12 protein-coding genes are annotated in these 13,224 nt (G+C 59.9%); all 12 read right to left on the bottom strand.

The window, feature by feature from the left end:
* Positions 1-79 precede the first annotated feature (79 nt).
* Positions 80-1,597, bottom strand: a complete 1,518-nt coding sequence (gene rsmB / locus NQZ67_RS13615; RefSeq protein ID WP_257446512.1) for a 16S rRNA (cytosine(967)-C(5))-methyltransferase RsmB — start codon at positions 1,595-1,597, stop codon at positions 80-82.
* Positions 1,594-2,550, bottom strand: a complete 957-nt coding sequence (fmt, locus tag NQZ67_RS13610) for a methionyl-tRNA formyltransferase (RefSeq protein WP_257446509.1) — start codon at positions 2,548-2,550, stop codon at positions 1,594-1,596. The genes rsmB and fmt overlap by 4 nt, the downstream gene beginning before the upstream one ends.
* A gap of 4 nt (positions 2,551-2,554) precedes the next feature.
* On the bottom strand, positions 2,555-3,040 hold the full coding sequence (def, locus tag NQZ67_RS13605; RefSeq protein WP_257446506.1) for a peptide deformylase: 486 nt from the start codon (positions 3,038-3,040) through the stop codon (positions 2,555-2,557).
* A gap of 36 nt (positions 3,041-3,076) precedes the next feature.
* Positions 3,077-5,566, bottom strand: a complete 2,490-nt coding sequence (gene priA, locus NQZ67_RS13600; protein ID WP_257446504.1) for a primosomal protein N' — start codon at positions 5,564-5,566, stop codon at positions 3,077-3,079.
* The gene (gene coaBC / locus NQZ67_RS13595) at positions 5,563-6,777 is read right to left on the bottom strand and encodes a bifunctional phosphopantothenoylcysteine decarboxylase/phosphopantothenate--cysteine ligase CoaBC (RefSeq protein ID WP_257446500.1); all 1,215 of its coding nucleotides are present in this window, start codon (positions 6,775-6,777) and stop codon (positions 5,563-5,565) included. Before coaBC ends, priA begins: the two co-directional genes overlap by 4 nt.
* 57 nt (positions 6,778-6,834) lie before the next feature.
* Positions 6,835-7,359 carry a YfiT family bacillithiol transferase gene (locus NQZ67_RS13590; protein WP_257446497.1) on the bottom strand — a complete coding sequence of 175 codons (525 nt, stop codon included), beginning with the start codon at positions 7,357-7,359 and terminating at the stop codon, positions 6,835-6,837.
* 433 nt (positions 7,360-7,792) lie between these two features.
* Complete coding sequence (rpoZ, locus tag NQZ67_RS13585) at positions 7,793-8,002, bottom strand: DNA-directed RNA polymerase subunit omega (RefSeq protein WP_257446494.1); 210 nt, start codon at positions 8,000-8,002, stop codon at positions 7,793-7,795.
* Between the two features lie 16 nt (positions 8,003-8,018).
* Positions 8,019-8,630 (bottom strand): guanylate kinase, encoded by a 612-nt coding sequence (gene gmk / locus NQZ67_RS13580; RefSeq protein WP_371825302.1) that lies wholly within the window; start codon positions 8,628-8,630, stop codon positions 8,019-8,021.
* A 19-nt stretch (positions 8,631-8,649) separates the two neighbouring features.
* A complete protein-coding gene (gene remA, locus NQZ67_RS13575) occupies positions 8,650-8,910 on the bottom strand; it encodes an extracellular matrix/biofilm regulator RemA (protein ID WP_005548256.1) in 261 nt (86 codons plus the stop codon).
* A 162-nt stretch (positions 8,911-9,072) separates the two neighbouring features.
* On the bottom strand, positions 9,073-9,273 hold the full coding sequence (locus tag NQZ67_RS13570) for a hypothetical protein (protein ID WP_257446456.1): 201 nt from the start codon (positions 9,271-9,273) through the stop codon (positions 9,073-9,075).
* Between the two features lie 124 nt (positions 9,274-9,397).
* Entirely contained in the window at positions 9,398-10,228 is an 831-nt protein-coding gene (dapF, locus tag NQZ67_RS13565; RefSeq protein WP_257446454.1) for a diaminopimelate epimerase, read from the bottom strand.
* Positions 10,229-10,352: 124 nt separating this feature from the next.
* A complete protein-coding gene (locus NQZ67_RS13560) occupies positions 10,353-13,133 on the bottom strand; it encodes a calcium-translocating P-type ATPase, SERCA-type (protein WP_257446450.1) in 2,781 nt (926 codons plus the stop codon).
* Positions 13,134-13,224 lie beyond the last annotated feature (91 nt).

Raw genomic sequence — 13,224 nt, 5'->3', positions numbered from 1 at the left:
CCTCTCTCTGAATATGCCTAATTTTGGGCTGCTGTCGATTTATTTTACCACAAACGACCATCACCAGCCATAAGCCGGGTCAGGCGCGCCTTTTCATACGGGCGATGTAGAATCCGTCGCTCCCGTAATGCTGAGGCAATAGCTGCAGCTCTCCGGCAAAGTCGTTGCCGATCAAGCCATCTTGGCGCAGGCGCGCCGTAATCGCCTCCGGCCAATTCGGATCAAGCTCGAACTCCGGATTCTCGGCCAGAAATGCCGCGATCTGCCGCTCATTCTCTTCCTTCTCGATCGTGCAGGTGCTGTACACCAGCGTGCCGCCCGGACGAACCAGCTTGGATACCTCGTTCAGCAATTGCTTCTGAAGACCCGCGATGTCCGCAATATCGCCTTCCGTCTTGTTCCACTTGATCTCCGGCTTCCTGCGGATAACGCCGAAGCCGGAGCATGGCGCGTCCAGCAGCACCGCGTCGATCGAGCCTTCCGCGAACCGCCCGGACAAGGCCGCGGCGTCCCCCGTAATTGCCTCCACGTTGCGCAGCTTCAGTCTCTCCGTCTGGGTGACGATCAGCTCGCGTTTGTGCGCGTGAAGATCGTTCGCCCATACTTTGCCTTTGCCTTCCATCAGCTCCGCCATATGGGCGCTCTTGCCCCCTGGCGCCGCGCAGCAGTCCAATACCTTCATGCCGGCCTTCGGCGCGACGACCTCCGCCACCAGCATCGAGCTTTCGTCCTGCAAGGACCAGCGCCCCTGCCGGAAGCCGTCCGTGTCCGCCATATTGCCGCCGCCGTTCACGACGATGCCGGACGGGGCGACCTTGGAAGGCGAGGCTTCGATGCCGCTCTCCCTCAGCTCGAGCACCAGCTCGTCCCGGCTGCCGAACATCGTATTCGCGCGGATGCTGGCATGAGGATGCTCGTTGCCGGAGGCCAGAATCGCCTCCGTTGTCTCCGGTCCGTATGTATCCAGCCACCGATCGACGAGCCACTCCGGGTAGGAGTGCCGAAGCGCGAGCGTCGCGGACGGAGTTGACGCCTCGATCTTCTCCGGAACCAGCTCGGCGCGGCCGCGGTCGATGCTGCGAAGCACGCCGTTCACCATGCCGGAGATGCCGGCATGCCCTCTCCGCTTCGCGATCGTAACCGCCTCGTTCACGGCGGCGTGGACCGGGATCCGATCGAGAAACAGCAGCTGATAGGCGCTGAGGCGCAGCAGCTGATGCACCCAAGTCTCAAGCTTGCCGAGACCTTTGGCGACGAACTTCCCAAGCCAGTAATCAAGCGTGGCCTGCCTGCCGATCGTGCCGTACACAAGCTCCGTCGCGAGAGCGGCGTCCGCTCTCGACATTCCCGAATCCTGCAAGGAGCGGTTCAGCTGAATATTGCTGTACGCGCCCGACTTCGCGACTTTTACTAAAATGTCGAGCGCCACTTCTCTTGGCGACGCAGGCTTGCGTTTCGCGGGCTGATTGCCTGCCTGCGAAGACGAGCTTCCGGCCCTTCCGCCTTTGCGGGGGGCGGCCTTCCCGCCATGCCCGCTTACATGCGGTTTGCCCGCGCGCTCCCCGGCAGGCGAGCGGCCTCTATCTCCGCCGCTCATAAGCGCTCACCTTCGCCGAATTTCGTCCCCGGCTCGATGCGCGCTCCCCGAACCCATTCGGAGACCGGCATGACGCGCTTGCCTGCCGGCTGGATGTCCTTGAGCACCAGCTTGCCTTCGCCGGTCTGTACGACGATTCCGCTCGCGTCCGCGGACAGAATCGTGCCGGGCTCTGCGGATGCGCCAGGCGCGGAGCCGCTCTTCGGCGCTTCGCAAGCCCATACCTTGAATACCTCGCCGCCAAGCGACGTGAATGCTCCCGCCATCGGCGACAAGCCCCTTACCTGATTGAACAAAGCCCGGGCGGGCTTGCTCCAATCGATCCTCTCGTCTTCGCGCGTCAAATTCGGCGCGTATGTAGCATCCTCTTCCCGCTGCGGCACGGCCTGGACCGTCCCGTCGATAATAGACGGCAGCGTCTCCCCGAGCAGCTTGGCGCCGGCAGCGCTTAGCTTCTCGAACATGATGCCGGACGTGTCCTCGTCGAGGATCGGGAGCGCTACCGCGCTGATCATATCGCCGGTATCGAGGCCTTCCGCCATGTACATGATCGTGACGCCCGTCTCGCTCTCGCCATTGATGATAGACCGCTGAATCGGTGCCCCGCCGCGATACTTAGGCAGCAGCGAGCCGTGCACGTTAATGCAGCCGAGACGCGGCAGCTCGAGTACAGCTTTCGGAAGGATCTGTCCGTATGCGGCCGTCACGATCAAATCCGGCTTATATTCGGCGACCGCGGCCACCGCTTCCGGACTGCGCATCCGCTCGGGCTGCAGCACGGGTATACCAAGCGATAACGCCGCTTCCTTGACAGGCGGCGGCGTCAACGTTTTTTTGCGACCCTTCGGACGGTCCGGCTGGGTGACGGCCGCGACGACCTCGTAACCGCTTGACACTAACAAATGCAAGGAAGGGACGGCGAAGTCCGGCGTCCCCATAAATACGATACGCATGCTGTTATTCGCCGCCTTTTCTTTGCCTGTCCGACACGTCGTACACGCTCTCGGCTATATCCGTGAACAAGATGCCGTTCAGGTGGTCGATTTCATGCTGGAACGCGCGGGCGAAATAGCCGCTGGCGTTCACGGTGAATTTTTCCCCGTTGCTATTCTGTCCTTCCACCACGATCCGGTCGGCGCGGCGCACCTCTCCGTTCAGGTTTGGAATGCTGAGGCAGCCCTCCGGGCCCAGTTGCTCGCCATCCTGCTCCACGATGACGGGATTCACCATCTCGACCAGGCCGTTCTCGTCTCCCACGTCCACGACGATGACGCGCTTCGAGATGCCGATCTGCGGAGCGGCCAATCCGACCCCCTCGGCGTCGTACATCGTCTCCGCCATGTCCTTCAGCAGTTTTTTCAGATTATCGTTAAACTTCGTCACTTCTTTGGCGACCTCGCGCAATACCGGGTCCGGCTCCTTAACGATCAAACGAATACTCATGTTGTTCCCTTCCTTTGCTCTAAATCTATCATAAAATTATAAGATAACTTGAGGATCGACATCTACGCTGAACAGTATACCTTTCTGCTGCGGCCCTTCCGTGAACGGGCGGAGCGCCCGCCGTACAAGCGCGGATGCGTCGATGCTTCCCCGATATTTTATCACACATTGAAAACGGTAGCGATCTTTCATTCGGGCGATCGGCGACGCGACGGGACCAAGCACCTCGACCGCGCGCGGCATTCCGCTGGTAAGCGGGACAAGCAGCCCTTCGTGCCGGGCCAGCTCCCGGAGCTCGCCGGCGAACTGTTCGCCGACGCTCGCAAGCAGCGGAAGCTGTTCGTGCGACATGGTGACGAGCACGAGGCGGCAGTACGGCGGATAACCCATCATCGAACGATGCCGCAGCTCTTCGGCGACGAACGCCGCATAATCGTGATGCCTCGCCGTCTCGATCGCGTAGTGCTCCGGTGTATACGTCTGAATGACGACCTCGCCTTCGAGCTCGTGCCGGCCCGCCCGGCCCGCAACCTGCGTGAGCAACTGGAACGTCTTCTCCGCGGCCCGGAAGTCGGGCAGATGCAAGGAAGTGTCGGCCGCGATTACGCCCACTAAGGTAACATATGGAAAATCGAGTCCCTTCGCCACCATCTGGGTGCCGAGAAGCACATCCGCCTCGCGGTCGCCGAATCGCTTCAGCAGCCTCTCGTGCGCGTGCTTCTCGCTCGTCGTGTCTACGTCCATGCGGATGACCCGGATGCCGGGATACAGCTTGGCCAGCTCTTCCTCCACGCGCTGCGTGCCGGTGCCGAAATAACGGATATGCTCGCTTTCGCAGGACGGGCAGGTCGCAGGCGCCCCTTCGGCATGGCCGCAATAGTGGCATCGAAGCACCCTGGATTTCTGATGAAACGTGAGCGAAATATCGCAATGCGGACATGTTGCCGTATGACCGCAGGAGCGGCACATCACGAACGTCGAATATCCCCGCCGATTAAGCAGCAGGACGGATTGCTCTCCTCGCTCCAGCCGCTCCAGCAGAGCGGAATGAAGCTTGCGGCTGAACATCGAGCGGTTGCCTGCGCGGAGCTCCTCGCGCATATCGACGACCTCAACCTCCGGCATGGGGCGTCCGCCGACCCTCTCAGGCATGGGCAGCAGGGCGGACGGTCCGCCGGCAGCCGCCTGCGCCGCCGACCGGCTGGCCGCGGCGAACGACTCCAGCGACGGCGTCGCCGAGCCGAGCACGACCGCCGCCCCGTGCTGCTTGGCGCGCCGAACCGCGACGTCCCTCGCATGGTACTTCGGGCTTTCTTCCTGCTTGTACGAGGATTCATGTTCCTCGTCGATGATGATCAGTCCGATCCTCTCGAACGGGGCGAATATCGCGGAGCGCGCGCCGATGGCGACCTGCGCCTTCTTGCTGCGGATTTTGCGCCACTCGTCGAAACGCTCCCCGCTGGACAGACGGCTGTGCAGCACGGCGACCGCGTCGCCGAACCGGCCCTTGAAGCGCTCGACCATTTGCGGGGTAAGGGATATTTCCGGTACAAGGACGATCGCCTGCTTCTCTTGATCCAGACAGTATTGAATCGATTGCAGATAGACCTCGGTCTTGCCGCTTCCCGTCACGCCGTGCAGGAGCATCGTCCTTCCTTGCTCCTCCGCCATCGCTTCGATAATCCGGCTGAACACCTCGCGCTGGCCGTCCATAAGCGGCAATGGCCTGGTCCGAGCGAAATCCCGATCCTTGTAAGGATCGCGGTCCCGCTCCACCTCCCGAATGACGAGCAGCTCCTTATCGGCTAGCGCTTTGATACTGGCCGAGGAAGCGCCCGATTGCTGCGCAAGCTCCTGCAGCGGCGTCGCCTCCGCCCGTTCGTACATCATCATAAGCGCGTCGCGCTGCTTCGCCGCCCGTGCCGGCACCTGCTCCAGCGCCTGCTCCAAGGTCGGAGCGGCGTCAGGCAGGAATACCGTCAATACCTTCTTGACGGATAATCGGTCTTTGATGGAGGACTGCTGGGCGAGCGCACCGCTCCGAAGGGCATGCTTCACGGTCCGCAGATGCTCCGGATAACGGGCGATAAGCGCCTCCAGCTTCACAAGCCCCCCGGCGCCCCTTATCCACTCCGCTATCTCCGAAGGAAGCTGATCCGCCGCGTCTTCGTCGCCAAGCGCGATCTGGCGCTCTTCCTTGCCCTTGAGCGCGGCCGGAATCATGGCTTGCAGCGCTTGGGTCCAGGAGCAGCAATATTTTTCGCTCATCCATTGCGATAATTCGATCATGTCGGGAAGAAGCGGAGGCACCGGATCCAGCAGCTCCGCGACCATCTTCAGCCGGGTCCGGTCGACGGAGGCGGAATCGGCGATTCCGATCACGAACCCCTGAAGCACCCTGCCTCCGAACGGGACGCCGACCCGGCTACCGACCTCCAGCCAGCCGGACATCGATTCCGGCACCTCATAATCAAACGGCCGATCCGTCTGGCGGCTCGGCACGTCGACAATGACTTTGGCAATCATGAACGATCCCCTCCGCGCGAGGACAAGCGGTCTGTGATTAGCTCCATAAGGCGGCTTGCGGTCTCCCGCTTGGACATAAGCGGCAGGGACGATACCAATCCTTCCGGCCCGTATACGTCCACGGCGTTCGTGTCGCCGTTGAAGCCGACCCCTTCCTTGCTGACGTCGTTCGCCACGATTAGATCGCAATTTTTGCGTTTCAGCTTATCCAGCGCGTACCGCTCCACATTCTCCGTCTCCGCCGCGAAACCGACCAGCAGCTGATGCGTCTTGCGTTCGCCGAGCGCCGCCAATATATCCGTCGTCCGCTCCAGCTCCAGCACCAGCTTCTCGCCCGTCTTCTTCACCTTCTGCTCATGAACCGTGGCCGGCCTGTAGTCCGCGACCGCGGCGGCCTTCACGACGATATCCGTATCCGGAAACTCCCGCATGACGGCATCCAGCATATCCGCGGCGGAAGCCGTCCGGATCACCTTAATGCCGGCCGGCGGCGTCTCGGAGGAGCGACCCGCCACGAGAGTGACGTCCGCCCCCATCCGCTTTGCCGCCTCGGCGACCGCGAACCCCATTTTGCCCGAGGAGTCATTGGTCAAAAAACGCACCGGGTCGAGCCGCTCGATCGTTCCGCCCGCTGTGACAAGCACGCGTTTCCCTTGCAAGATTCCGTTGCCGGCAAACCATGTCCCGATCGCCGCGACGATATCCTCCGGCTCCGCGAGCCTTCCTTTGGCGACGTACCCGCATGCCAGCTGGCCCGTGCCCGGCTCTACGAACATGGCTCCCCGCGCAGCCAGCCGCTCCATATTCTCGACGACCGCCGGGTGTTCGTACATATGCACGTTCATCGCCGGCGCGATCAGGATCGGACATGTCGCGGCAAGCAGCGTGGTGCTGAGCATGTCGTCCGCCATACCGTTCGCAAGCTTGGCGATGCTGTTGGCCGTCGCCGGCGCCACCACGATCAGATCGGCGTGATCCGCCTGGTGAATATGTGTGACAACCGCCGGATCCCGCTCGTCGAACGTGTCGATGAGCACGGGGTTGCGGGAAAGCGTCTGCAGCGTTAGAGGCGTAATAAATTTGGCGGCGGACTCCGTCATCATGACATGGACGTCCGCCCCCGCTTGAGCCAGCTTGCTGCACAAAGCCGCTCCTTTGTAAGCGGCGATGCCGCCGGTAATGCCGAGTATGATTCTTTTTCCTGCTATCATGATGCCACAGCTCCTATCCCGTCCGCTCCTCCTCCGAAATGCCGGCCGAGAAACGCGTTACCAATCCATTCTTTCCTTTAAGCCTGTTATATGAGCGACATGATGCCTGCCGTGCCATGCCACGAATCCCAAGAACCAAGACAGCTTGATTTGGCTTCCCTGCTCGGGATGATAAAATTGCTTTTCGAAATCGGATCGCTCCATCGATCGAAGAAGAACGACCCACCTCGCGTAAATGCCTTCCACGATCGCGAGACTGACCTCCGGCGCCACGCGAAGCGAATCCGGCGTCCCCGCCCAGCCCTCTTCGTTAAACGGCTTGATCGTGGGATTGGATTCCGTCAGCGCCAGCTTGAATCTGGAGAAGCAGTTCATCGCGGCGTCCGCGAGATGATGCGCGACCTGCCTGACCGTCCACCCCCCCGTGCGGTACGGGGTATCCAGCTGTTCCTCGCTAAGCCCTTCTAGCGCCGCCTTCAGCTGCGCGGGCAAAGCTTCCACCTCTCGAATCCAGATGTCCTTCTGCGCCGTCGTCATCCCGTCGAACGAATACCTGCCAACCGGATACCGCAATTGCTCCATGAATTATCACCCTCCAAAGTATGATTAGAATAATGGCACTTACTTCGAAAGCGTAATCGTCTTGTGCAGCAAAGCTTGCGTTGTATGCTCAAGCATCCATCCCATATCATACCACAACGCCTGCCAAAAAGTAGGGTGAACCTGAGTGTCACCGGACTCGCGGCGGCTAATCCTTCTCTCCATGCAAACTGATCCGGAAGACTCTACATTTTTTATCAATGATATGCTTGCTCTCTTTGATTTCACGTCTCAACATCCGTATTTCCGCTACAAGCTCGTCGAGCTTTCGTGAGGTTTTGGAGGAATCGATTCCTCCGCGAACTTCCACGACATTCTCTCCTCTCACCCTTGCATACGTTCAATAGCTTGTACAAAAAAAGAGGTGTAACACTGTCGCCAGCTCACACCCCTCTTGTTTGAACGTTCTATGCTGCTAGTCTTCCTTCGTGGCCAGGTTCTCGACTTGGATCACGTCGCCGTAAATTTCTTCGAGCGCCACGCCCACGAATTTATGCGAACGCGGATTCGCAAGATCCGACTTCTCTCCGTTGCGAAGCATGCGCGCTCTTCTCGATGCCGCGACAACAAGCGTGTACTTGCTGTCTACTTTCTTAACCATTTCGTCGATGGACGGATACAACATTGTACATTCTCCTCACTCAAGCTTTCTCGATTGCGGTCTTCATCCCGGTCACATAAGGCATGAAGCGTTCCCTGCGGCAGTGCTCGGCGATCACGATGCTGCGGATCCTGTCGCAAGCCGCGTCTATCTCATCATTAATAACGGCATAGTCATAATGGCGAAGAAGATTCATCTCTTCGACGGCGACGTTCATGCGGGTATCGATAATATCCTGCGTTTCCGTGCCGCGTCCCGTAATGCGTTCCTTCAGTACGTCGAGCGACGGCGGAAGCAAGAAGATGAAGATCGCCTCCGGGAATTTCTCCTTCACCTTGAGAGCGCCTTGCACCTCGATCTCCAAGATGACGTCCTTGCCGCCCGCAAGCGTGCGGTCTACGAAATCGCGCGGGGTACCGTAATAATTGCCTACGTATTCCGCGTATTCCAGAAGCGCGTCGCGCGCGATCATCTCCTGGAACTGTTCCTTGCTCTTAAAAAAATAATTTACGCCTTCAACCTCGCCCTGCCTCGGCTGCCTGGTCGTAGCCGATACGGAGTATACGATCTCCGGCATACGGCCGCGTAGCGCGGAACATACCGTTCCTTTCCCCACTCCGGCAGGACCGGACAAAACAATCAACAATCCCATTCGTTCCATGCTCCCCGTACTATTCGTCGTTATCGTCATCCTTCGTGGATAACCGATGGGCAACCGTCTCCGGCTGAACCGCTGATAAAATAACATGATCGCTGTCCGTAATGATAACCGCGCGGGTGCGGCGCCCGTATGTCGCGTCAATCAGCATGTGTCGGTCGCGCGCTTCCTGAATGATACGCTTGATCGGAGCCGATTCCGGACTTACGATCGAAATGATGCGATTCGCAGACACGATGTTGCCGAATCCGATATTAATAAGCTTAATTGCCAAGCCAGGTCCTCCTCCGCCTACGGTCCTTCGATGCGCAACTTCTGCCGATTGCCAAAAAACGACAGACCATTGCTCTATTGTTGACGAAAATTTGCATGAGCATACGCATGCTCCAACTTATGCCTTATTCTAATTGATTTCTCCCCTTGGAACAAGCAAAAGTTAGAAATCGCTCAACAAGAGGTCGAATGAAGAAGGCCGTTTCGCCTTCTCCCACGCGAATGGGGTCAGCTGTACCGCCATATGGTAGAACAAAAACCGCGTGATCAAATAAATAACTTTGAAGCGCGGAGGCGCGCGTTCGAGCAGCTCTTTCGCGATGGCGGCGCCTACCGCGCGTCCCGCTTTCATACGAAACGCCAACAGGGAACCTCATCTGATACAGAAAGGTTCCCATGGCTCCGTCGCCGACGAGGATGCGCTCGTCGAACGCATCCCTCAAGTTCGGTCTTATGAATGGTTCTTTGCCCCAGACAATGCAGCCGCCCTACAGGCTTCCGCGGAAAACTTCCGCGGCAGGTCCCGTCATGTAGACATGGTTGTCTTCCTCGCTCCACTCGATCAACAGGTCGCCGCCTTTGAGGGAGATGGTCGCCGTACGGTCCGTTCCGCCGGTGAGCACCGAGGCAACCAGCGTCGCGCAAGCGCCCGTGCCGCAAGCAAGCGTAGGACCCGCGCCGCGCTCCCATACTCGCATATCGGCCTGCGTGCGGGAATTGACGGTGACGAATTCCACGTTAATCTTGCGGGGGAACATCGGATGCGTCTCCAGCTTCGGCCCCCACGTCTCCAGATCGAACGACACGGCGTCGTCCACATAGATGACGCAGTGCGGGTTGCCCATCGATACCGCCGTGAACTTGAACTCGCGGCCGTCGACCTCGATCGGATGTTCGATTACGCGCTCGGCGTCGACCGTCGTCGGCACCTGCAGACCTTTAAGAATTGGCTCGCCCATATCGACGCGCACGGTTTGCACCTTGCCGTCCGCCACGGTGAGCTGCACCTTCTGCACGCCCGCGCCAAGCGTCTCGACCGTGATCTCCTCGTTGCCGGTCATGCCGTTATCGTAGACGTATTTGGCTACGCAGCGGATTGCGTTGCCGCACTGCTCCGCCTCGGAGCCGTCGGAGTTGATGATGCGCATGCGGAAATCCGCCTTCTCCGAAGGAAGAATATAGACCAGTCCGTCCGCGCCGATGCCGAAGAAACGGTTGCAAAGCCGCAGCGCCAGCTCAGCGGCGTTATCGGGGAGCGACTGCTTCCCCGCCACTACGATAAAATCATTGCCGAGTCCATGCATTTTCGTGAAAATCATCTATTGCTCTCTCCCTTATAAATGGCCTATGTATATGCTAACCTATCAAAATTATTGCTATTAGCATACCGTAATGCCGGGAGAAACGGTATTCAGTAATTGCATCATCTTTTGCATTATTCCGTTAGCGCGCTGCCGTCTGCGGACCGACCGGGCGCTTCATTCCCTTCGCTTTGCCAGGCTTGCCGAGAACGCTGCCGATTCCCATCACGAAGGTAGGAATGCCCGCCGCGACGAACACCAGACACCAGTCGCGGAAGCCGAGCGGCACGGTCTTGAAGATCGGCTGCAGCGCTTCGATATAGATGACGCCAAGCACAAGCAGGAGCGACGACAGGACGGCCAGCACCAAATATTTGTTCTGCAGCGGATTGCGGTGGAATATCGAGCGCGAACTGCGGCAGTCGAACACGTGAATAAGCTGCGCCATGACGAGTGTCGCGAACGCGACGGTCTGCGCGTGCACGAGGCCGGCCGCGTCTCCGCCGCCTTCCTTCAGCGCGATCCAGAAGGCGCCGAGCGTACAGAGGCCGATCAGCACGCCGCGGCTGATGATTTTCCAGCCCAGTCTTCTCGCGAAAATATTTTCTTTGGCCGGCCGCGGCTTCTGCTGCATCAGATCCTTCTCCGCCTGGTCCACGCCGAGCGCCATGGCCGGCAGGCCGTCCGTCACGAGATTGACCCACAGAATCTGAATCGGCACGAGCGGCAGCGGAAGACCCGCCATCATCGCGAAAAACATGACCAAAATTTCTCCGACGTTGGAAGCGAGCAAATAGCGGATGAATTTGCGGATATTCTCGTAGATGCCGCGTCCTTCTTCGATCGCGGCCACGATCGTCGAGAAGTTGTCGTCGCTTAAGACCAGCGCGGACGCTTCCTTCGATACGTCCGTTCCCGTAATGCCCATGGCGATGCCGATATCCGCCGCTTTGATCGCCGGAGCGTCGTTCACTCCGTCGCCCGTCATCGCGACGACATGACCTCGGCGCTGCAAGGATTTCACGATCCGAAGCTTATGCTCAGGCGACACGCGGGCGTAGACGTACACGTTGTCCACCGTCTTGTCGAGCTCCTCGTCGCTCATCGCCTCCAGCTGCTTGCCGCTCATGGCGATGCCGTTCCGAGGCATAATGCCCAGCTGCCCGGCGATCGCTTCCGCCGTCAGCTGATGGTCTCCCGTGATCATGACCGTCTTGATGCCCGCCCTTCGGCAAGTCGCGATCGCGTCCTTCACTTCGCGCCGAGGCGGGTCGATCATGCCCGTGAGCCCGACGAACACCAGGTTCGTCTCCGCTTCCTCTTCGGATTCGCACCGGTCGCTTTGGCGCAGATCCCGGTACGCGAAGCCGAGCACCCGAAGCGCGGACTGCGCCATCTGCTCGCCCGCTTCCGCCACCTTGCGCTTCAGCGTGCCCGTGAACGGCACGACCTTGCCTTCCCACAGCACATATGCGCATTGCTCCATCAGCATGTCCGGAGCGCCCTTCGTCAGCAGCAGCCGGCCGCCTTGATGTGAGAGCAGGACGGACATCCGCTTCCGCTCGGAATCGAACGGGAATTCCTTCACCCGCTGATAAAGCGCCTCGAGCGATTTGGCGGACGAGCCGAGCTTCGTCGCGAGGACGGTAAGCGCGCCTTCGGTCGGATCGCCCTTCAGCGTCCATTCCTCCTGCGTCTCCTTGCCCTTCCGGCGCTTCCCTTCCTCCGGCTCCGACCGGACCAGCTGCGCGTTGTTGCAGAGCGCGCTGATCTGGAGCAGCCGCTTAATCGATTGATCGCCCTTGATGTCCAGCGCCGCCCCGTCCTCGTAGATCGCGCCAGTCGGGTCGTAGCCCTCGCCGCTGACCTCGAGCTTCCTGCCGCTCAGCCATACGTGCGTGACGGTCATCTTGTTTTGCGTGAGCGTCCCCGTTTTGTCCGAGCAGATGACCGACGCGCAGCCGAGCGTCTCGACCGACGGCAGCTTCCGTACGATCGCCTTGCGCTTGATCATTCGCTGGACGCCAAGCGCGAGAGCGATCGTGACGATCGCGGGCAGCCCTTCCGGAATGGCGGCCACCGCCAGGCTGACGCCCGCTAGGAACATGCCGTATGGCTGCTGGCCGTGCAGAATGCCCGCGATGACGACCATGACCGTAAGGCCAAGCGCGACGAAAATGAGGATTTTCCCAAGCTGCTCCAGACGGTGCTGCAGAGGCGTCTCCATCGCCTCCGTCTCCTGGATAAGCCCCGCGATTTTGCCCATTTCCGTCGCCATGCCCGTTCGGATAACGACGCCCTTGGCCGTTCCCCGCGTAACCATCGTCCCCATGAACCCGACGTTGCGCTGGTCGCCAAGCGGCAGCTCTTCTTCCCCGATGACGGCTGCGTGCTTGCCAACGGGGACCGACTCTCCCGTAAGCGCCGACTCCTCGACGTAGCAGCTGTTCGCCTCGATAAAACGCAAATCCGCCGGCACCCGGTCTCCGCTCTCCAGGTACACGATGTCGCCTGCCACGAGCTCCCTGGCCGGGACCGTGACGAGCTCGCCGCCCCGCAGTACTTTGGCCGAAGGAGCGGACAGCTCCTTCAGCGCGCGGAGCGACCGTTCGGCGCGGAACTCCTGCATGAAGCCCAGCACGGCGTTCAGCACGATGATCGCGATGATCGTAATGGCGTCCAAATATTCGCCGAGTAAGCCGGAGATTAAGGTCGCCCCCATCAGAATCAGCACCATAAAATCTTTGAACTGGTTCAGGAACAGCAAGATCGGCGATACCTTCTTGCCCTCCGACAGCTCGTTATGCCCGTCCTTCTCCAGCCGCTCCGCGGCGGCGGACGGCTTCAGCCCGCTCCCGCCCGAGCTGCCGAGCGATTCGAGGAGCTCTTCTGCGCCTAATTGATGCCATTTCATTTGTTCCATTCCATGACTCCCTCCCGTTGGTTGCCGTTCCAGCGGACAGCCTACTAGTGCGAGTTCAAAAAGTCCGGTTTTCAGCACCGAGAAGATCGAA

It is taken from the genome of Paenibacillus soyae, from assembly GCF_024623455.1.
Classification (GTDB): domain Bacteria; phylum Bacillota; class Bacilli; order Paenibacillales; family Paenibacillaceae; genus Pristimantibacillus; species Pristimantibacillus soyae.
Note: the sequence above shows the minus strand (reverse complement) of the source record. Positions and strands in the feature narration are given on the sequence as shown.

What these genes read in the sequence shown, in the direction of transcription:
- NQZ67_RS13590 (WP_257446497.1), bottom strand. Translation starts at nt 7,359, where the DNA reads ATGGAGCAATTGCGGTATCCGGTTGGCAGGTATTCGTTCGACGGGATG.
- priA (WP_257446504.1), bottom strand. Translation starts at nt 5,566, where the DNA reads ATGATTGCCAAAGTCATTGTCGACGTGCCGAGCCGCCAGACGGATCGG.
- rpoZ (WP_257446494.1), bottom strand. Translation starts at nt 8,002, where the DNA reads ATGTTGTATCCGTCCATCGACGAAATGGTTAAGAAAGTAGACAGCAAG.
- dapF (WP_257446454.1), bottom strand. Translation starts at nt 10,228, where the DNA reads ATGATTTTCACGAAAATGCATGGACTCGGCAATGATTTTATCGTAGTG.
- gmk (WP_371825302.1), bottom strand. Translation starts at nt 8,630, where the DNA reads ATGGGATTGTTGATTGTTTTGTCCGGTCCTGCCGGAGTGGGGAAAGGA.
- fmt (WP_257446509.1), bottom strand. Translation starts at nt 2,550, where the DNA reads ATGCGTATCGTATTTATGGGGACGCCGGACTTCGCCGTCCCTTCCTTG.
- def (WP_257446506.1), bottom strand. Translation starts at nt 3,040, where the DNA reads ATGAGTATTCGTTTGATCGTTAAGGAGCCGGACCCGGTATTGCGCGAG.
- NQZ67_RS13560 (WP_257446450.1), bottom strand. Translation starts at nt 13,133, where the DNA reads ATGGAACAAATGAAATGGCATCAATTAGGCGCAGAAGAGCTCCTCGAA.
- coaBC (WP_257446500.1), bottom strand. Translation starts at nt 6,777, where the DNA reads ATGATAGCAGGAAAAAGAATCATACTCGGCATTACCGGCGGCATCGCC.
- rsmB (WP_257446512.1), bottom strand. Translation starts at nt 1,597, where the DNA reads ATGAGCGGCGGAGATAGAGGCCGCTCGCCTGCCGGGGAGCGCGCGGGC.